Here is a 17,410-nt window from a genome sequence, read left to right as displayed (position 1 = left end):
AGTGAAAGGTGAAAGGTGAAAGGACGATGTCCAGCTACCTTCCTTTTCCCTTTTACCTTTTACCTTTACCCTGTCCAGCACCCGATTCATTCCTCGTTCTCCCCGTCTTGTAAATCCCTCTCATCCTGACTCTTTACCAGGTACATGTAGCGGGTCAGGTGGTAGTCCATGATGTTTTCTTCCCAGCCTTTCAGGCGCGGGTCGATCAGGCGGCGTGTCATGTAGACGAACACCGGCATGACTACCTGGTCTTCGAGCAGCATGCGCTCGGCCTCAACCATGAGGTTGCGGCGACGCGCGGGGATGCGCTCGGAGGCAATGCGCTCAAGCAGCCGATCGTAACGGGGATTGGCATAGCCGGCGTCGTTGCGCCCATGGCCGGAATGGTAAAGCTCGAGGAAGGTGAAGGCATCCTGGTAGTCGCCGATCCAGCCGGCGCGAAACGCTTGGGTGACTCGCCGCTGCGCCCGGTTCTGGAGAAAGACCCGGAATTCCTCGTTGACCAGGCGGGTCTGCACGCCCAGCACCTGGCGCCACATCGCGGCGATGGCCACCGCGATCTTGCGGTGGTTTTCGGAGGTGTTGTAGCGCAGCTCCACGGTCAGGGGCTTGGATTCGGAGTAGCCGGCCTGTCGGTAGAGGCGGCGCGCTTCCTCCTCGCGCTCGGCCTGGGACCAGGTCGCATGATCCGGCTCGGGCGGTTCGTAGCCGGGCAGCCCGGACGGCACCAGGTTGAAGGTCGGCACTTCGCCGAAGCGCGTGACCCGTTCGGTGATGATTTCGCGGTCAATGGCCAGGTTCAGCGCCTGCCTGAGGGCGAGATTGTCTTCGAACGGCTCGCGGGTGAGGTTGAAGGAAAAGTAATAGGTGCCGAACCATGGAGTGACCATCAGCGCCTGGTCCATGTTCTGCCGCAGCCAGCGGAATTGGGCCGAGGGCAACTGGTAAGTCCAGTGCAGATCGCCGGCACGAAAACGGTTGAACTCGGTGTTCTCGTCCTCGAAGGGATAGAACACCACGCGCTCGATGATGACCTCGTCGGCGAGGCGAAAGTACGAATTGCGCTCCAGCACGATACGCGAGCGGACCTGCCAGTCGGTGAGCTCGTAGGCGCCGTTGGACACGAGATTTCCGGGCCGTACATGGGCCGAACCGTGATGCTCGACCGTCTCGCGGTGCACCGGATAGGTTGTCGGGTGAGTCAGCAGGCCAAGAAAATACGGCGTGGGATCTTCGAGACGAACCTGGAACACGGTCTCGCTGAGGGCGCTGACCCCGAGTTCCTCTGGCGGCAGGTCGCCGGCGAAGATGGCCTCGGCATTGACCACCGGTGCCAGCATGCGCCCGTAGGCCGCGCCGGTTTCGGGATTGACCACCCGCTGCCACGACCAGACGAAATCGTGGGCCGTAACCGGTTCGCCATTCGACCAGTGGGCATCGGGGTCGAGGTAGAAGGTATAGGTCATGCCGTCGCGGCTGATGTCCCAGTGCATGGCGGCACCCGGAACGATCCGGCCGTCCGGTGCCGTGCTCGTGAGCCCCTCGAACAGATCTCTGAGAATATTGGCCGTGGGCACGCCTTCGGCAAGGTGAGGATCGAGCGTCTGCGGCTCCTCGCCATTGCCACGGTAAAGGACCTGCTCATCGGCCAGTATTTCGGGAAGCGGCCGTCCATCCTCGTCATGAGCCACCTCGACCGGAACCGGCAGGCGCGCACTGCCCGGCGTGACTTCGTCAGACCCCGGCGCGCCGCAGGCCATCAGCAGGACTGAGATCAGAACCGTCAGGCCGGTACGCATCGTGGCAGAAACCGCGGCAGTGAACACATCTTCGTCATGGGCATTTGAGTCAGGGACCTGGCCGGCCGGGTCCGGAACGGCAGAGACTGGACTCCATGGTAATACATGGCCATGGCACAGCGCTTGTTTGCTGCCGGGTTGGCAAAACGGCGATAATCGCGATTCGCTTTATCGAGCCAAAGACCTTGAACCCGGACACGATACTGACCGACAAGCAGCAACTGACCGCCTGGCTGGAATCCGGATGTCGCCCGCGAGAGGAATGGCGTATCGGCACCGAACACGAAAAGTTCGGATTCTGCACCGAGAACCTGACCCCTCTGCCCTATGCCGGCCGACGCGGCATTCGCGCCATGCTCGAAGGCATGGCCGAACAGTTCGGCTGGCAGCCGGTGCTGGAAGACGGACTGCCGGTGGCGCTGAAAAAGGACGCTTGTTCCATCACGCTTGAACCGGGTGGCCAACTGGAGCTGTCGGGCGGTCTGCTCGACAATCTCCATCAGACCTGCAGCGAAGTCAATACCCATCTGGCCGAGGTTCGCTCCGTGGCCGAACCGCTCGGTATCGGCTTTCTCGGCATGGGTTTTCATCCCAGCGCGCGGCGGGAGGACATCGAGTGGATGCCCAAGGCCCGCTACGTGATCATGCGCAATTACATGCCCCGGGTCGGCACGCTGGGGCACGACATGATGAAGCGCACCTGCACGGTACAGGTCAATCTCGATTTTTCCAGCGAAACCGACATGGTCGACAAGTTCCGGGCCTCGCTGGCCCTGCAGCCAGTGGCCACTGCACTGTTCGCCAACTCTCCATTCGTCGAGGGAAAGCCCTGCGGCTTCCTGAGTTATCGCAGCCAGGTCTGGACCGATACCGACCCGGACCGCACCGGCATGCTGCCCTGGGTATTCGATTCGGGCATGGGATTCGAGCGCTATGTCGACTGGATGCTGGATGTGCCGATGTATTTCGTGCGCCGCGGCGATCGCTACATTGACGCGGCCGGCCAGTCCTTTCGCGACTTTCTGGCCGGGCGGCTGCCGGCCCTGCCGGGCGAGCAACCGCGCCTGTCGGACTGGGAAGACCATCTGACCACGGCCTTTCCCGAAGTGCGCCTAAAGCGCTTCCTGGAAATGCGTGGCGCCGATGGCGGCCCCTGGCGCCGGCTATGCGCCCTGCCGGCATTCTGGGTGGGACTGCTCTACGACGATGCCAGTCTGGCCGGCTGCCTGGAACTGACCCGGCACTGGTCGAACGAGCAGCGCCAGGCCCTGCGAGATGACGTGGCACGGGTTGGCCTGAACGCCCGCATCGACGGCCGCACGGTCCGGGAACTGGCCGCCGAGTTACTGGAACTGGCCAGCCAGGGCCTGGCAAGACGCGCCCGCTTCAATGCCGGAGGCGACCACGAAGGCGGATACCTGACACCACTGCAGGACATCGTGGAACGAGGCACCACACCCGCCGAAGTCAAGCTGGAACGCTTCGAAAACGAATGGAACGGAGACCTGGCGGGCCTGTTTCGGAAGTATGCGTACTAGCACGGCGCTGGCGCGCCGTGCGGGGAGACGGGAGACGGGAGACGGGAGACGGAAGACGGGAGACGGAAGACGGAAGACGGAGGACGGGAGACGTAAGACGGAAGACGGAAGACGGAGGACGGAGGACGGAGGACGGGAGACGGAACAGACTCCACGAACCACCCCCCTAACACTTAACACTTGACACCCCACCACCACCAAAGCCCCCCAACTCCAACCTCCCCCCACAACAAACCGCAAGCCCCCTCTTCACACTTCACACTTCACACTCCACCCTTCACACTTCTTCTACCCATTCCCCCGGCTGCAACTTCCCCAGCTCGTAGTCGCCGACGCGGGTCCGCACCAGGCGCAGCGTGGGCAGGCCGACGGCGGCGGTCATGCGGCGGACCTGACGGTTGCGGCCTTCGGTGATGGTGATTCTCAGCCAGGCTGTCGGGCGGCCCTTGCGGGGATTGACCGGGGGTTTGCGTGGCCACAGCCAGCCGGGTGAACGCGCCAGCAATTCGACCTTGGCCGGGCGGGTTGGTCCGTCCTTCAGACTCAGTCCGCGGTTCAGTCTGTCGATGGCGTTGACGGCCGGGCGGCCTTCGACCTGGACCAGGTAGGTCTTGGGCGTGCAACTGACCGGATCGGTCAGCGCGGCCTTCAAACGACCGTTGTCGGTCAGCACCATCAGGCCTTCGCTGTCAAAATCCAGGCGGCCGGCCGCGTACACTCCGGGGCGGTCGATAAAGTCGGCCAGGGTGGCACGGCCTTCGGGGTCGGTGAACTGCGACAAGACCCGGAAGGGCTTGTTGAACAGCAGCGTGGTCAAACCTCACTGGCCTCAGTAGGGCAGCTTCAGTTCTGAGTCCACCGCCAGCAGGCGGTCGCGGAACTCTGACTTGATGCGATTGAGTGCATCGGGTTCGCCGGCGCCGAAATACAGCATGGTTTCATTGGCGTCATGACAGACCCGCAGCAGGGCCCAGCGATCCGCGAAATCCACCCGCAAACCATCAATGGTAGTGATTTGCGCATCATCGAACTGCCCGGGCTGTTTCAGGGCCGCAATCAGTTCATCGCCTTTAGCTGCATCGACACCCAGCTTCAGGGCGCCGGTGGTGCGCGACTCCGGCAGCTCCTCGACCAGCTCGGCCATCCCCCGGGATTGCGCGGTCAGCAATTCCAGCAACCTCACGGCCGCACAGATCGCATCCCCGAAGGGATACCAGCGCCGCGCCAGGATGAACTGCCCGTCCATGTCGCCGCCGAGAACTGCATCATGTTCAACCACGCTGCGTGCCACCGGCCCGCCACCGGCCGGTGCAAAACCGGGCTTGCCACCGCGGTCACTCACCAGCTCCGGCAATTGAGCACAGCTGCGAACGTCGACGACGATGCTGGCACCCGAGGTTTGCTCGAGCAGGTGAGCGGCGAACAGCATCATTAACCGGTCCGGGGCAATAGGCTCGCCGGCATCGGAAATGACGGCCAGGCGGTCGCCATCGCCATCGAAGGCAAATCCGATATCCGCCTGGAAGTTGCGCACGCACAGGCGCAGATCCTCGATGCATTCCGGATCGGACGGGTCGGGCCGGTGGTTGGGGAAAGAACCATCGACATCGCAATAGAGCGGAATGAGATCGAGCTCCAGGGCATCGAACAGGGCCGGCACGATGCTGGCGGGAATGCCATTGCCGCAATCGACCACCACCTTGAGCTTGCGCTTCAAGTTCACGGTGTCGGCCAGGGCGGTTGCATAGGAACGAGCGGCATTTTCCTGCAGGTAACCGCCGCTGCCCTCGGCAAAACGCTGCTGCGCAGCAATCTCGCCGATGGCCAGCAGATTCTGACGTTGCAGCATCTGGCCGCCGAGCATCACCTGAAAGCCGTTGTACTCGGGTGCATGATGGGATGCGCTGACCATGACCCCGCAGCCATTGGCCATTTCGCAGGCGGTATACCACAAGGCCGGCGAGGGCACCGCGCCGGCCTCGATCACGTCAACACCGGTATTGCGCAGACCACGGATCAGGGCGGACATGATCACCGGACCGCTGAGGCGACCGTCGCGGCCCACCGCCACGGTCTGAAATCCCTGCTCTCGGGCGTACGTGCCTATGGCCTGGCCCAGGGAGGCGGCCAGCTCGGCGTCCAGTTCGCGATCCACGACGCCGATGATGCGGTCGCGCCAGAACCTTTCCGGCGGCAATCGCTCGTGGCCCTGCAATGCCGACGGGATATCGGCCGGCTCGACATCGGAGACGCCATCGACAGCAGCACCCGAATCGGGGGTCGGTTCGGGTCGGGACGCTGGAGCGGACCTGGGCTCGGGCTCGGGCTCGGGTTCTGGTTCTGGTTCTAGTTCGGGTCGCGGGCGGGCCGGAGGTTCTGGCACCGCTTCAGGCCTGGACTCCGGTGCGGGCATCCGGTCATCGCCCGGGGTACTGCCGCCACGAGCCAGGTTGGACAGCTCTTCGGACCCCAGCACTTCCTCCTGCCGCCGACTTTCGGGATCCGGTTGCGTAGCAGGTGCATCTGCGGCCGGCGGCGGTGTTGTAGACGATAACGAATCGTCAGTATTGAAATCCAGGCCGGGGTCAACGTCCTTGCCGTCAGCCGAGGCGCCGGGCGGCTTGCTGCCTTCCTCCTCGATGTTGGCCAGAATATCGTCAAGATCGGGCACATCCAGATCCAGGCCCTCGTCAACCGTGGGAGCGGATTCCGCGGGTTCGGCGGGTTCGGCGGGTTCAACAGATTCAGTAGTCTGCCCAGGGGTTTCTCCAAACGGCAGGGAAGAGTCGTCGCCACCTTGGTCAAGCATCCAGTCGGGCAGATCGGGCTTTTCATCGGCTGCTGGCGGTGGCTGTGGCTTGTCAGCGGCTTTCTCGGGCGCGGCCTTGGCGGCTGTGGCACGCGCGGGAGTGGACTGTTCGGCACGCGCCGGGGCCTGTGGCGTCGCGGCTACGGGACGGCGGCCCAGCTTGCCCAGGTGAATCAGGGCGCCACCGACAAGCACAAGAATGCCCAGCGCCAGTACCACGGCTGACTGCGCAGCCGAGAGAATCCCAGGCTGCCCGATCACCCCCCATTCGACTGCCAGCGCACTGCCGGCAACCGACTCACTGCCCAATGCTTCGGGCAAGCCACTGGCGGTGGGCAGGGCGCGAATCACGCGCGAGTCCTGTACCAGCCGGACCCAGGTATTGCCTTCAGGTGCCTGCAAGTGGCGCCGCACCGGATCGGCATGCAGGCGCAACAGCATCACGCCGGTGACTTCGTCATCGCCATCGACAACCGCCTCGGTAAAGGCGAAATGCTCAACGCCTTCGGCCGGATCCCGGTGACGCACACGGCCCGAACCGGACCGGCGCGCTTCCACCAGCATCTGCACGGCGGTGAAATCTGGCTCGGGATAGGTGCCGACTTCAATCTCCTCGGCTCGGGGCGGATAGACCCGAAGGTCGAGAATGCCGATCACGCCAAGGGCCTCCAGGGCCGCGGTCACATCGCCGGTCTGCTGCGGGTTATCGGCCGGCACCTGCCGGGCGGCGGACTGAACCGATCCATCGCGCAATTTGTCCTTGAAATCGGCCAACGTTGCGGCCACCGACTCGGCGCTGGCCTGCGCGGCCACTCGGGCCGGACCGCCGTCCTCGGAGACCAGCATCGGCTGCAGAATGGCGCCTGCACCCGCCAGCACGACCAGCACCCCGATGACGAGCAGGATCCTTCCAATGGCAGGTTGGCTGTTGGCGTCACTGGCCTGGTTCTGGCCCTTCCTTGCTCCGGTTGACTGGCTCATTGCGTCCCCGTATGTCCAATGCCGCCTTCGGCCCGCTCGCTTCTGTCGAAGGAATCGACCAGGTTTAGCTGGACCTGGACTACGGGCACCACCACGAGCTGGCAGATGCGCTGGCCCGGTTCGATGGTGATGGTCGTGTTCGATCGGTTCCAGCAGGAGATTTTGACCTCGCCCTGGTAGTCGCTGTCGATCAGCCCGACCAGGTTGCCGAGCACCAGCCCCTGCTTGTGGCCCAGCCCCGAGCGAGGCAGCAATACGGCGGCCAATGTCGGATCGTCAAGATGGATGGCCAGGCCAGAAGGCAGCAGGTGGGTCTCCCCCGGCTTCAGCTCCAGCGGTTCATCCAGGCAGGCACGGAGGTCCATCCCGGCCGACCCGCTGGTCGCGTACTCCGGCAGCGGCCAGTCGCGGCCCATGCGGGGATCGAGAATTCTGACTTTGAGGTCCCTCATGTCTCGCTATCTTTCCCTTGCTTTCATTTCGCCGGCAATGATATCGACCAGCTCGCGCGCCAGTTGACACTTCGAGCGCGGACCCAGCGACCAGTGACGGTGGGCCGAGAACACCTCCAGAGCATTGTCCTCGCGATCAAAGCCCAGCTCGTGCCCTACCCGGTTGGCCGCAATCAGATCGGCACCCTTGGCACTGAGCTTCGAGCGGGCCGATGTTTCCAGGTCACGCGTTTCGGCGGCAAATCCGACCACGAACGGTCGTGTCTGTCGATGTCCCACAGTGGCGAGGATATCCGGATTCTCGACCAGATGCATGGTGACCGGCTCACCGGATTTCTTGAGCTTGTCGGTTGCCTCGTGTTCGGGCCGGTAGTCGGCCACCGCGGCCACGGCCACGAAACCATCGGCAGCATCGATGCATCGATTCACCGCTTCGAGCATCTCGCGGGCAGTGACCACATCCACACGCTGCACCCCGGGCGGCGTGGGCAGATTCACCGGGCCGGCTACCAGGTCCACGGTGGCTCCGGCTTCGACCAGCATCCGGGCCACGGCAAAACCCATGCGTCCCGACGAGCGGTTGCCCAGAAAACGAACCGGATCCAGCGGCTCATGGGTGGGACCGGCGGTCACCACGAAGCGTTTGCCGACAAGCGGCCGGGAGCGCTCGCTGGCGCCCGCCATTGCAGAAACGATCACATCGGGCTCCTGCATCCGGCCGGCTCCGTGCTCACCACAGGCCTGCTCGCCACGGTCCGGTCCGAGCAGGCGGGCGCCGCCGCGCACCAGTTGGTCCACATTGGCGCGCACCGGTTCGGCATCCCACATCAGGCGATTCATTGCCGGGGCCACCCAGAGCCGCGCCTGACTGGCCAGCACGAGCGTGCTCAGCAGGTCGTCAGCGAAGCCATGGGCGAGCTTCGCTACAACCTGCGCGGTGGCCGGGGCGATGACGATATCCTCGGCCCAGCGCGCTAGTTCGATATGGCCCATGCCGGCCTCGGCTTCCGGATCCAGCAAGTGGGTGCGTACCCGATGACCGCTGACCGCCTGCAGGGTCAACGGAGTGATAAAAGCCTCCGCACCGGCGGTCATGACCACACGCACCTCGGCGCCGGCATCGCGCAGGCGGCGAACCAGTTCCGGCGACTTGTAGGCGGCGATACCGCCGCTGATTCCCAGCAGAATCCTTCTACCCGTCAGTGTCATGGCCGCATTGCTCCGATCAAGTCGATTTCCTACACCCGGACGGGGAAACTCTCCAATGCCCCCGCATCCCTGCGCATCACAGAATAACGCCTCGATCCCCACCAGGTGAATCTTTCGATGAGAATTGCCGACTGGCCGCAGGCCGAACGCCCCAGGGAACGGTTGCTGGCAAGAGGGCCAGGCCAGCTCAGCGACGCCGAGTTACTCGCCATTCTCCTGCGCACGGGGGCGCGTGGGCGTTCGGCGCTGGACCTGGCCCGACTGCTGATCAACCGGCACGGCGGACTGCGCGAGTTGCTCGATGCCGACCATGACAGCTTCTGCCGAATGCCGGGCCTGGGCCCGGCGAAATATGCCCAGGTGCAGGCCGCACTTGAGCTGGCTCGCCGGCACCTGCGAGAATCGATCTGCCGCGGCCAGCCGCTGACCAGCCCGCAGGCGACCCGAACCTACCTTCGCGCGGCGCTTCGCGACCGCCCGCACGAAGTCTTCTGCGCCCTGCACCTCGACACCCGCCACCGGGTCATCGCCTTCGACGAACTGTTCACCGGCACCATCGATTCGGCCCATGTGCACCCGCGCGTGGTGGTCGAAAAAGCCCTGACCCGACGCGCCGCGGCACTGATCGTCGCGCACAACCATCCCTCGGGCGTGGCCGAGCCCAGCCAGGCCGACCTCGCCATCACCCGCCGCCTGCGCGACGCCCTGGCGCTGGTCGACATTCGGCTGTTGGATCATTTTATTGTGGGGGATGCGGAGGTGGTGAGTCTTGCGGAGAGGGGGCTGGTGTGAGGCGCCTGCGGCGCCGGTGAAAGGAAAAAGGTAAGAGGTTAAAGGTGAAAGGAAAAAGGGATAGGGGGAGGAGGCTTGGGACTTATGAGGAGCGAGCATCGGCGGCAACCGAATCATCTAAGGCTGACGGTTTGGAAAGAAGGCGTGAGCCTCGCGGCTGACATCTGTAGGCTGACACGACACTTTCCTCGCCAGGTGCAGTTTGGTCTGGGTCTGCAAATGCAGCGATCGGCTATCAGCGTACCGAGCAATATTGCCGAGGGCGCTGCCCGGGGGTCCGAAAAAGAGCTTCTCCGGTTTCTGAAGATCTCGAGAGGATCGCTGATGGAGCTTGACACTCAGATCAGAATCGCCAGTGAGATTGAACTGTTCGACCAGCCAGAAACACTGTTGGAGCGAATCCGAGTTCAGAACGCCAAGCTAAACGCACTGATCCAGACCCAGAAAGCAAAACTCCTTTAACCTTTCACCTCTTACAAAAACGCCGGGGAACCCCCGGCGCTCTCACAATCCAGCAGTAGCGACCGAGGCCACCCCTACTTGATCTTCGCTTCCTTGTACATCACATGCTTGCGCACCACCGGGTCGTACTTCTTCATTTCCAGCTTGTGCGGGGTATTCTTCTTGTTCTTGTCGGTGGTGTAGAAGTGGCCGGTGCCGGCACTGGACACCATGCGAATCTTGTCACGAGCGCTGTTGGACATGATGCTTCTCCTTAAATCCGTTCGCCACGGGCACGCAGGTCGGTGAGCACCTGATCAATGCCATTCTTGTCGATGATGCGCAGTCCCTTGGTGGACACGCGCAGCTTCACCCAGCGATTCTCGCTCTCAACCCAGAAGCGGTGGCTGTGCAGATTGGGCAGCGAGCGCTTCTTGGTCTTGTTGTTGGCGTGGGACACGTTATTTCCGACCAGCGGGCGTTTGCCGGTCACCTGACAGACTCGGGACATGACTGCTTTCCTGGATAAATCGAATCGAGCGCGCCTTTATACCCCAAAGCGCCGGAAAGTGCAAGTTTCGGCTTGTTTCCCGGATACAGAAAGCGGATATGCTGTGCTATATTCGCGGACTTGCGCAGAATCTTCTATTTCGGAGGAACGTCACGATGAATCGCAAGCTCGCGAAGCTCGCACTGGCCGCCCTGCTGGGCACGGCCCTGCTGCCATTGCTGTCATTCAGCGCCCACGCCGAAATCATCTCCACCCAGGAGGCTGCGGCCATCGAGTCCGGGCAGTCTCTGGCCAGTGTCGAGGCATGGCTGGCACGCGATGACGTACAGTCCGAACTGGCTTCCCTGGGTGTGGATCCGGAGCTTGCCCGGCTACGCGCCGAAGCACTGAGCCCGGAAGAACTTGAGGAACTTGCCGGTCGCATTGATGAGCTCCCGGCCGGTGCCGGTGCCATCGAGGTGCTGGGAATTACTTTCCTGGTGCTGATCGTGCTTGAACTGGTTGGCGTCATCAATATCTTCAATCGCTGAGATTCGGCTGTTCGCGGGCCAGGTGGCGGGCCGCCGCGGGCGGCTCGTGTTCGCGCTGCTGCTTCCGGCCATTCTGATCGGCTGTGCCCACCTGAACCTGGCCGAGGAAACCGGAGCGCTACCGCCTTCCACTCACCTGGCCGACGTACCCTTTTATCCCCAGACCGAGTTCCACTGCGGGCCGGCCGCACTGGCCACCATGCTGGCGCACCAAGGGGTTGCCGTGGACTACGAGGAACTGGTCGAGCGGGTTTATCTGCCCGAGCGCCAGGGCAGCCTGCAGGCGGAACTGACCGCCACGGCCCGATCGCTGGGGCGAATCCCCTACCGCCTCGAAGCCAATATCGGAGCGGTCCTGGCCGAGCTGGCCGCAGGGCGGCCCGTGCTAGTGCTGGAAAACCACGGTCTGAGTCGTTATCCGTACTGGCACTATGCCGTGGTCATCGGCTACGACCAGACCAGCAACCGCTTGTTGCTGCGTTCAGGCAACGAACGTGAACTCAGCATTCGCGCAGGTGCCTGGTTCCGTCAGTGGGATCGGGCCGGGCGCTGGGCGGTGGTGCTGGTCGAGCCGGGTCAATGGCCCGCCGATGCCGACCGTGAGCGATGGCTGAATGCGGCAGTGGACTTTGAGGCAGTCGCCGAGGACGATGCTGCACTGGCCGTCTGGGAGCAGACCCTGGAGCGCTGGCCCGACGCGGCCCTGGCCTGGCTGGGGCTGGGCAACGTGCAGTTTCGTCGCGGCCGGCTCGAGGCCGCGGTCGATGCCTACCAGCGGCTGCTCGAGATCCACCCGGATCATGCCAGCGGGCGTTACAACCTGGCCGTGGCGTTGCAGCGCAACGGTCGCCCCTGCCAGGCACGGTCCGAACTCAAAGCCCTTCGGGCCGATGCCACGCTCGGCCAGCGGGTCACCCGCAGAATCCGCCAACTCGACAACGAATGTCAGCATAACGTGAAGTGATTTGAATTCGCGGGCATCGGGTGTTACCCAGTGTATGAGTCTGTATCGACCGGAGGCACCCTTGGTACGAATTGCAACCGCACTCGGCCTGCTGCTTGCACTGGGCGGCCTTTCGATCGCATGCAACACGACTGCAGGCGGAACCGAAGAGGCCTCGAGCCGGCTGCTGGCCGAGGCCGGCCAGCCCATCTCGCTCGGGATGAGCGGCTCCTGGTTCTATCCCGAAACACCCGGCCAGGGGTTTCTGATCGACGTGGTTCCGGCGTTCCAGCCCCCGGCCCTGGTCGGTTACTGGTTTACCTACTCCCGGGATTCGGGAGAGCAGCGCTGGTTCCTGGCCGATGGGCGCTATACCCGGGGCAGTCCGGCGGTGTTGCTCGACGTCTACAAGCATTCGGGCGGACGCTTCGACCACCACGCCCCCGAACCCGATCAGCACCAGATCGGAGATGCGGTGTTGCAGTTTCACGATTGCCATCACGCGACCTTGCACTACGCGCTGCAGCTCGATGGCGACGACGAGATCAGCGAGGGGGTCATTCCACTCGAGCGGCTCTCGCCCGATGCACTGTGTGCCGAGACCGAGGTGGATGCGACCTTCCGGCGCGCACTCTCGGTCAGCCCCTTCGCGCCCATGATGCTGGACGCCGGCATCGTTTTCGAAGACGAGCAGGGCCAGCTTGCTGAAACCCTGGAAGAGCTGCAGGCACTGTTTGTCGAGCACGGCGCCAACGAGGTGTTCGCGCGCGCCGCGACCCGACGCCAGTCCTCGGAGGACGGCGTTGACCGTTCCAAGCAGGCCGTAAAGCAACGCGCACAAGTCGCCGAGGCACTGAACCTGCCGCTCAACGTCGAGCTTGGTCTGTACCGCAGCTACGGCGACGTGCTGTGCCAGACGCCGCCGGACTTCTCCGACTATCCGGAGATCGAGTCGGACACCCCCTGGCATGAGCTCGATATCGACAGCATGACCGACAAGCTGGGGCGCTACGCGGAACTGGCGGCAGAGGACATTCTGGCCACCGGCGCGGAGGTCTCGATCTGGAATCTTGGCAACGAGGTCGATTTCGGCACCGCCGGCGTGGCGCCGCAGCCGGCACCCGGTGCCTGCGACGGTGATGAAGGCGAGTCCGGCTGGTACCGGGCGCCCGACGGGGTGGACCCGGAGATCGGTCGCCAGAGCGTGGGCGAGCTCATGGCGGGGATGAGCGAGACGGAGCGAATCGGTTGGCTGGAGAATCACGTCTGGCCGCATACCGCCCGGCTGCTTGCCGCCGCGGCCACCGGCGTGCGCCGCGTTGATCCATACGCGCGCTTTGCCACCCATATCTCGACCTCCCACTCCGAGCAGTTTGCCGTGGCCTTTTATCAATCTCTCGACGAGCATGGATTTCGGCCCGATGAGCTCGGCCTGTCGCTGTATCCTTCGGCGCACGAACAGTCCGACGATCGCTTTGATACCTTCACTGCAACCGTGGAGCGGCTTCAGAGTGAATTCGAGCAGCCGGTGTTCATCGCAGAGTATGCCTATCCGGCCACGGCACCGACCGACGGCCCGTTCCAGGCATGGCATCACCATATCGAAGGCTACCCGATCAGCCCCGAGGGTCAGGCACGCCTGCTACGCGACCTGGTCCGCTGGGCCGGCGCGCACGAGCTGGCCGGCATTCGCCTGTGGGCGCCCGACCTGGTGACCGCCGGATGGGAATCCTTCGCCCTGTTCGAAGTCGACGGCAATCAACGGGCCAAGGCCCGGCCGGCGCTGCGCGCCCTGCTCGACGGCCTGGCCAGACCGGACCCGGAGGCCCTCAAGCGCGGCACCGGCGACTGAATACTCGGGGAACCTCAGCCAATCGACAGATCGATGGCCAGCAATGTGATGAAGCCGATAAGCACACCGGCGGTGGCGCGGGTCTGGTAGCCGTGCTTGTGTGAGCCCGGAATGATTTCGTGGCTGATGACAAACAGCATCGCACCACCGGCAAAGGCCATGCCCCAGGGCAGCATGGCCTGCGAAAGACTCACCGCGGCCGCCCCGATGAGCCCGCCGACCGGCTGAACCAGGCCGGTGAGCAACGCCATGCCGAATGCCGGCCACTTTCCATAGCCCAGCGACATCATGGCCACGGCCACGATCAGGCCCTCGGGCATGTTCTGCAGGCCGATGGCGATGGCCAGGGTAATGCCATCGCGCACATCGCCGCCGAAACCCACGCCCACGGCCAGTCCTTCGGGCAGGTTGTGCAGGGCAATGGCGAAAATGAACAGGTAGATGCCGCGTGCCCGGGTGGCATCGGCACCGTCGTCGAGTCCGATGCGAAAGCGTTCCTGGGGCACCAGGCGTTGAAGCACCAGGAACATTCCGCCACCGATGCCGACCCCGAGGATAAGCACGGCCAGCGCCATGCTGACCGAGCCGTACTGGGTCTCGGCCAGTTCCACGGCTGGCAGCACCAGCTCGAAGGCCGTCGCGGCCAGCATCACCCCGGCACCAAAACCCATCAGGGCATCCTCGGTTGCCTGGCTGATGCGCCTGAGCATGAAGATCGGCAGGGCGCCCACGGCGGTGAACATGCCGGCCACGAAACTGGCCAGAAAGCCGAGCTGAAAACTGCTCAGCCCGGCCAGCCAGGTACTCATCCGCGGCCAGGCCAGACCACTCAGGTAGACAATGCCGGCGAGCAGCGAGAGCAGTGCAAGGGCCGTGGCGAGCGACAGGGGCCGCTCGTCTGCTGGAATACGCTTGATCATCGGGCCGCGACGGATTGAATCAATTGGGTCAGCCGGTGGCAGATGCCACAAAGAATAAACCAGCCGGGGCCCGTCGTGGCACCGGCAGCATGTTGCATGAGTGCCCGACCGGCTCAGAATCAGTCAGCAACCGGGCAGCAGGCGATGGTATCGTTTACAGACCCCCACTACCTGCAGGAAGCCGGCCCGATGGATCGCGAAGAACTGATCGACGAACTGTTCGCTGAATTCGACACCAATCGCGACGGTGTGCTGTCACGCGGCGAGTTTGTCGACCTGGTCAAGTACCTGATCGGCGAACACGGCATTGGCGTGAGCGCGAAGATCTTCGACGAGTTCGACGCCAACCATGACGGCAGGATCTCGCGGGACGAGCTGCGCGAGCTCGTCATCCAGTACGCACTGTAGCTCCGCCCGGCACTCCCTTGAGTTGCGGCTTCGGGCTGGATTGGCCGGGTGTCAGTTGGGCCAGGGCCTGGTGCAGGTCGGCGCACAGGTCTTCAGCCGCTTCCAGCCCGACCGAAAGACGCAACAGCCCGTCGGTAATGCCCGCGCGCTGCCGCGCCTCCAGCGACATGGCGGCATGCGTCATGGTGGCCGGGTGGGCAATCAGGGTTTCCACGCCACCGAGCGATTCGGCCAGTGAGGGCAGTTGCAGCGCCTTCAGGAATCGCCGTACCGCGACTTCGCCACCGTCCAGCTCGAAGCTGACCATGGCACCGAATCCCCGTTGCTGGCGGCTGGCCAGCGCGTGACCCGGGTGACTGGTCAGACCGGGGTAGTACACCTGGCTGATGGCATCGTGCATCATCAGGACCTCGACCACCGCCGCCGTGTTTTCCTGATGCTGGCGCAGTCGTGGGCCAAGGGTCCGCAGGCCCCGCAGGGTCAGCCAGCTGTCAAACGGGCCGGCACTGATCCCCATGGTATTCGACCACCAGGCAATCTCCTCGCCCACGGATTCGTCGGCGGCAATGATGGCGCCGCCAACCACGTCGGAATGGCCGTTGATGTACTTGGTGGTTGAATGCACTACCAGGTCGGCGCCCAGGGCCAGTGGCTGCTGCAAAACCGGAGAGAGAAACGTGTTGTCAGCCACGACCAGGGCGCCGACGGCGTGCGCGGCCCGGGCAATGGCCCGAATGTCGTAGATACGCAGCAGGGGATTGGATGGCGTTTCCACCCAGACCAGGGCGGCACCGGCGGCCAGGGCCTGCTCGAAGGCATCAGTGTCGTTGTAATCGACCCACTCCAGTTCGAACAGCCCCTTGCGATGCCAGGCATCGAACAGGCGAAACGTGCCGCCGTAGCAGTCAACCGGCGCAATCAGGCGCTGCCCCGGCTTCAGCAATTGCAGCACCGTACTGATGGCACCCATGCCGGTGGCGGTCACGGTTGCCGCCGTACCGCCTTCCAGATCCCGCAGTGCGTGGCCGAGCTGGTCTCGGGTGGGGTTGCCCGAGCGGCTGTAGTCATAACGGCGCGGCTGGCCGTAATCGGCAAAGCTGTAGGTGCTCGACAGGTGAATGGGGGGCACGACGGCGCCGTGCTGCGTGTCACTTTCAATACCGGTGCGCACGGCCACGGTTTCGGGCTGATAAGCCTCGCGGGTCATTGGCTGGCTCCCTTCGCCACGAGCTGGCGAATCAAGGTATCGAAGAAGGGGGTTTCCTTAAGAAACGCATCGTGTCCGAAGTCCGACTGGATGACACGCAGGCTGCTGTCACACAGGGCACGATCAAGCTCTTCGAGCTGAGAGACCGGCACCAGTTCATCGGAATGCACCGCCACCAGGGTGACCGGACAGCGGATGGCGCCCGGGTCGACCTGGTGCAGGTCCAGCGATTCCGACAGGCACAGGTAGCGCTCGGCATCGAACTGGCCGATCAGGCGCCGGCCCTGGTGTTCGAAATAGCGGTCCAGGCGCTCCAGTACCCGCTGCGGACGCGGGTGGTCGAAACGCTCGGCAAACAGGCTGCCCGGACGATAAGTGGTCAATGCCAGTGAACGAGCCAGTTTGAGAGCACGCCGCTCATCGCCGGCATCAACGCCCATCTGGATGATCTCGCGCTGAATCATGCGTCGTGCCGTGGCCATCGGATGGGAGCTGTGTGCACCACTGATGGCCAGCAACGACTCCAGTCGTTCAGGATAACGGGCGGCCAGTGCCAGCCCGACCATGGCCCCGTAGGAGGCGCCGATACAGGTGGCCAGCCGGCGGATGCCGAGACTGTCCATGACCGCGATCAGGGCCTCGGCCTGCTGTGCGGTCGTGACCGGCGAGCCGTCAGGCCAGCGATGCCCCAGCCAGTCGATGGACAGAATCCGGCAGCGTTCGGGGTTGAGCGCACCCTCGGCACCATAGTGTTCCTTCCACCAGCGGTCGACATGCCGACTGGCACTGATTCCACCCATGGTCAGCACCACGGGTGCACCGGCCGGGCCTTCCAGGCGATACATGATGCGTACCGGCTTGTGCCGTCCCGGCGCCCAGGACATGTCGTGCCACAGCCCACCGGAGACGAACTGGCGGCTGGCGGGTGCGGAAGTCGGCCCGCAGGCGGCTTCGGCAAGGGTGGCGGTCTGGCTCATTTCCGTAACTCCCGATTGACTGCACGATTCAACGTTGCAAG

Annotated in this window: 17 protein-coding genes; 7 read left to right on the top strand and 10 right to left on the bottom strand. The window is 64.0% G+C overall.

From position 1 onward, the window contains the following. Nucleotides 1-86: 86 nt before the first annotated feature. Nucleotides 87-1,799, bottom strand: coding sequence for a peptide ABC transporter substrate-binding protein (locus IC757_RS00385; RefSeq protein ID WP_190975451.1), 1,713 nt, complete (start codon nt 1,797-1,799; stop codon nt 87-89). Between the two features lie 185 nt (nt 1,800-1,984). Here IC757_RS00385 and IC757_RS00380 point away from each other — a divergent pair, with 185 nt between their 5' ends. Continuing rightward, entirely contained in the window at nt 1,985-3,337 is a 1,353-nt protein-coding gene (locus IC757_RS00380) for a glutamate--cysteine ligase (RefSeq protein ID WP_223846185.1), read from the top strand. A 277-nt stretch (nt 3,338-3,614) separates the two neighbouring features. Here IC757_RS00380 and IC757_RS00375 read toward each other — a convergent pair whose 3' ends face one another. Genes IC757_RS00375 through coaBC form a run of 4 tightly spaced genes read right to left on the bottom strand, consistent with a single transcriptional unit; the run spans nt 3,615 to nt 8,788 of the window. Then, the gene (locus IC757_RS00375) at nt 3,615-4,145 is read right to left on the bottom strand and encodes a pseudouridine synthase (protein ID WP_263405589.1); all 531 of its coding nucleotides are present in this window, start codon (nt 4,143-4,145) and stop codon (nt 3,615-3,617) included. A gap of 21 nt (nt 4,146-4,166) precedes the next feature. Continuing rightward, nucleotides 4,167-7,127, bottom strand: a complete 2,961-nt coding sequence (locus IC757_RS00370; RefSeq protein WP_190975448.1) for a phosphomannomutase/phosphoglucomutase — start codon at nt 7,125-7,127, stop codon at nt 4,167-4,169. Next, nucleotides 7,124-7,579 (bottom strand): dUTP diphosphatase, encoded by a 456-nt coding sequence (gene dut / locus IC757_RS00365; protein WP_190975447.1) that lies wholly within the window; start codon nt 7,577-7,579, stop codon nt 7,124-7,126. Before dut ends, IC757_RS00370 begins: the two co-directional genes overlap by 4 nt. Before the next feature lie 6 nt (nt 7,580-7,585). Continuing rightward, nucleotides 7,586-8,788: a bifunctional phosphopantothenoylcysteine decarboxylase/phosphopantothenate--cysteine ligase CoaBC gene (gene coaBC / locus IC757_RS00360; RefSeq protein ID WP_190975446.1), complete on the bottom strand. Its 1,203-nt coding sequence runs from the start codon at nt 8,786-8,788 to the stop codon at nt 7,586-7,588. A 117-nt stretch (nt 8,789-8,905) separates the two neighbouring features. Here coaBC and radC point away from each other — a divergent pair, with 117 nt between their 5' ends. Both radC and IC757_RS00350 read left to right on the top strand, forming a co-directional pair. After that, nucleotides 8,906-9,580 carry a RadC family protein gene (radC, locus tag IC757_RS00355; protein ID WP_190975445.1) on the top strand — a complete coding sequence of 225 codons (675 nt, stop codon included), beginning with the start codon at nt 8,906-8,908 and terminating at the stop codon, nt 9,578-9,580. 84 nt (nt 9,581-9,664) lie between these two features. Further along, on the top strand, nt 9,665-10,042 hold the full coding sequence (locus IC757_RS00350; protein ID WP_223846184.1) for a four helix bundle protein: 378 nt from the start codon (nt 9,665-9,667) through the stop codon (nt 10,040-10,042). Nucleotides 10,043-10,116: 74 nt separating this feature from the next. On the opposite strand, the gene rpmG is transcribed toward IC757_RS00350, so the two are convergent. Then, the gene (gene rpmG, locus IC757_RS00345; protein WP_116898608.1) at nt 10,117-10,284 is read right to left on the bottom strand and encodes a 50S ribosomal protein L33; all 168 of its coding nucleotides are present in this window, start codon (nt 10,282-10,284) and stop codon (nt 10,117-10,119) included. Nucleotides 10,285-10,295: 11 nt separating this feature from the next. Further along, nucleotides 10,296-10,532, bottom strand: a complete 237-nt coding sequence (gene rpmB, locus IC757_RS00340) for a 50S ribosomal protein L28 (protein WP_190975444.1) — start codon at nt 10,530-10,532, stop codon at nt 10,296-10,298. Nucleotides 10,533-10,687: 155 nt separating this feature from the next. Here rpmB and IC757_RS00335 point away from each other — a divergent pair, with 155 nt between their 5' ends. From IC757_RS00335 to IC757_RS00325, 3 genes are read left to right on the top strand one after another with little or no spacing between them, the layout of a single operon-like run. Continuing rightward, on the top strand, nt 10,688-11,062 hold the full coding sequence (locus IC757_RS00335) for a PA2779 family protein (protein WP_190975443.1): 375 nt from the start codon (nt 10,688-10,690) through the stop codon (nt 11,060-11,062). 46 nt (nt 11,063-11,108) lie between these two features. After that, entirely contained in the window at nt 11,109-12,026 is a 918-nt protein-coding gene (locus tag IC757_RS00330) for a PA2778 family cysteine peptidase (protein ID WP_190975442.1), read from the top strand. A gap of 34 nt (nt 12,027-12,060) precedes the next feature. Beyond that, on the top strand, nt 12,061-13,857 hold the full coding sequence (locus tag IC757_RS00325; RefSeq protein WP_190975441.1) for a glycosyl hydrolase 53 family protein: 1,797 nt from the start codon (nt 12,061-12,063) through the stop codon (nt 13,855-13,857). Between the two features lie 14 nt (nt 13,858-13,871). On the opposite strand, the gene IC757_RS00320 is transcribed toward IC757_RS00325, so the two are convergent. Then, complete coding sequence (locus IC757_RS00320; protein ID WP_190975440.1) at nt 13,872-14,777, bottom strand: ZIP family metal transporter; 906 nt, start codon at nt 14,775-14,777, stop codon at nt 13,872-13,874. 96 nt (nt 14,778-14,873) lie between these two features. Here IC757_RS00320 and IC757_RS00315 point away from each other — a divergent pair, with 96 nt between their 5' ends. Next, the gene (locus IC757_RS00315; protein WP_190975439.1) at nt 14,874-15,185 is read left to right on the top strand and encodes an EF-hand domain-containing protein; all 312 of its coding nucleotides are present in this window, start codon (nt 14,874-14,876) and stop codon (nt 15,183-15,185) included. Here the strand turns inward: IC757_RS00315 and metB are convergent. Together metB and metX are read right to left on the bottom strand one after the other, a co-directional pair. Beyond that, entirely contained in the window at nt 15,166-16,392 is a 1,227-nt protein-coding gene (gene metB / locus IC757_RS00310; RefSeq protein ID WP_190975438.1) for a cystathionine gamma-synthase, read from the bottom strand. The genes IC757_RS00315 and metB overlap by 20 nt on opposite strands. Further along, nucleotides 16,389-17,369, bottom strand: a complete 981-nt coding sequence (metX, locus tag IC757_RS00305) for a homoserine O-succinyltransferase MetX (RefSeq protein ID WP_190975437.1) — start codon at nt 17,367-17,369, stop codon at nt 16,389-16,391. Before metX ends, metB begins: the two co-directional genes overlap by 4 nt. Nucleotides 17,370-17,410 lie beyond the last annotated feature (41 nt).

It is taken from the genome of Wenzhouxiangella sp. AB-CW3, from assembly GCF_014725735.1.
Taxonomy (GTDB): domain Bacteria; phylum Pseudomonadota; class Gammaproteobacteria; order Xanthomonadales; family Wenzhouxiangellaceae; genus Wenzhouxiangella.
This window is presented reverse-complemented; position numbering and strand designations above follow the sequence as displayed.

Excerpts from the sequence above, each read along its gene's own strand:
- IC757_RS00385 (WP_190975451.1), bottom strand. The coding sequence starts at position 1,799 with ATGCGTACCGGCCTGACGGTTCTGATCTCAGTCCTGCTGATGGCCTGC.
- IC757_RS00370 (WP_190975448.1), bottom strand. The coding sequence starts at position 7,127 with ATGAGCCAGTCAACCGGAGCAAGGAAGGGCCAGAACCAGGCCAGTGAC.
- dut (WP_190975447.1), bottom strand. The coding sequence starts at position 7,579 with ATGAGGGACCTCAAAGTCAGAATTCTCGATCCCCGCATGGGCCGCGAC.
- coaBC (WP_190975446.1), bottom strand. The coding sequence starts at position 8,788 with ATGACACTGACGGGTAGAAGGATTCTGCTGGGAATCAGCGGCGGTATC.
- radC (WP_190975445.1), top strand. The coding sequence starts at position 8,906 with ATGAGAATTGCCGACTGGCCGCAGGCCGAACGCCCCAGGGAACGGTTG.
- IC757_RS00350 (WP_223846184.1), top strand. The coding sequence starts at position 9,665 with ATGAGGAGCGAGCATCGGCGGCAACCGAATCATCTAAGGCTGACGGTT.
- rpmG (WP_116898608.1), bottom strand. The coding sequence starts at position 10,284 with ATGTCCAACAGCGCTCGTGACAAGATTCGCATGGTGTCCAGTGCCGGC.
- rpmB (WP_190975444.1), bottom strand. The coding sequence starts at position 10,532 with ATGTCCCGAGTCTGTCAGGTGACCGGCAAACGCCCGCTGGTCGGAAAT.
- IC757_RS00335 (WP_190975443.1), top strand. The coding sequence starts at position 10,688 with ATGAATCGCAAGCTCGCGAAGCTCGCACTGGCCGCCCTGCTGGGCACG.
- IC757_RS00325 (WP_190975441.1), top strand. The coding sequence starts at position 12,061 with ATGAGTCTGTATCGACCGGAGGCACCCTTGGTACGAATTGCAACCGCA.
- IC757_RS00320 (WP_190975440.1), bottom strand. The coding sequence starts at position 14,777 with ATGATCAAGCGTATTCCAGCAGACGAGCGGCCCCTGTCGCTCGCCACG.
- IC757_RS00315 (WP_190975439.1), top strand. The coding sequence starts at position 14,874 with ATGAGTGCCCGACCGGCTCAGAATCAGTCAGCAACCGGGCAGCAGGCG.
- metB (WP_190975438.1), bottom strand. The coding sequence starts at position 16,392 with ATGACCCGCGAGGCTTATCAGCCCGAAACCGTGGCCGTGCGCACCGGT.
- metX (WP_190975437.1), bottom strand. The coding sequence starts at position 17,369 with ATGAGCCAGACCGCCACCCTTGCCGAAGCCGCCTGCGGGCCGACTTCC.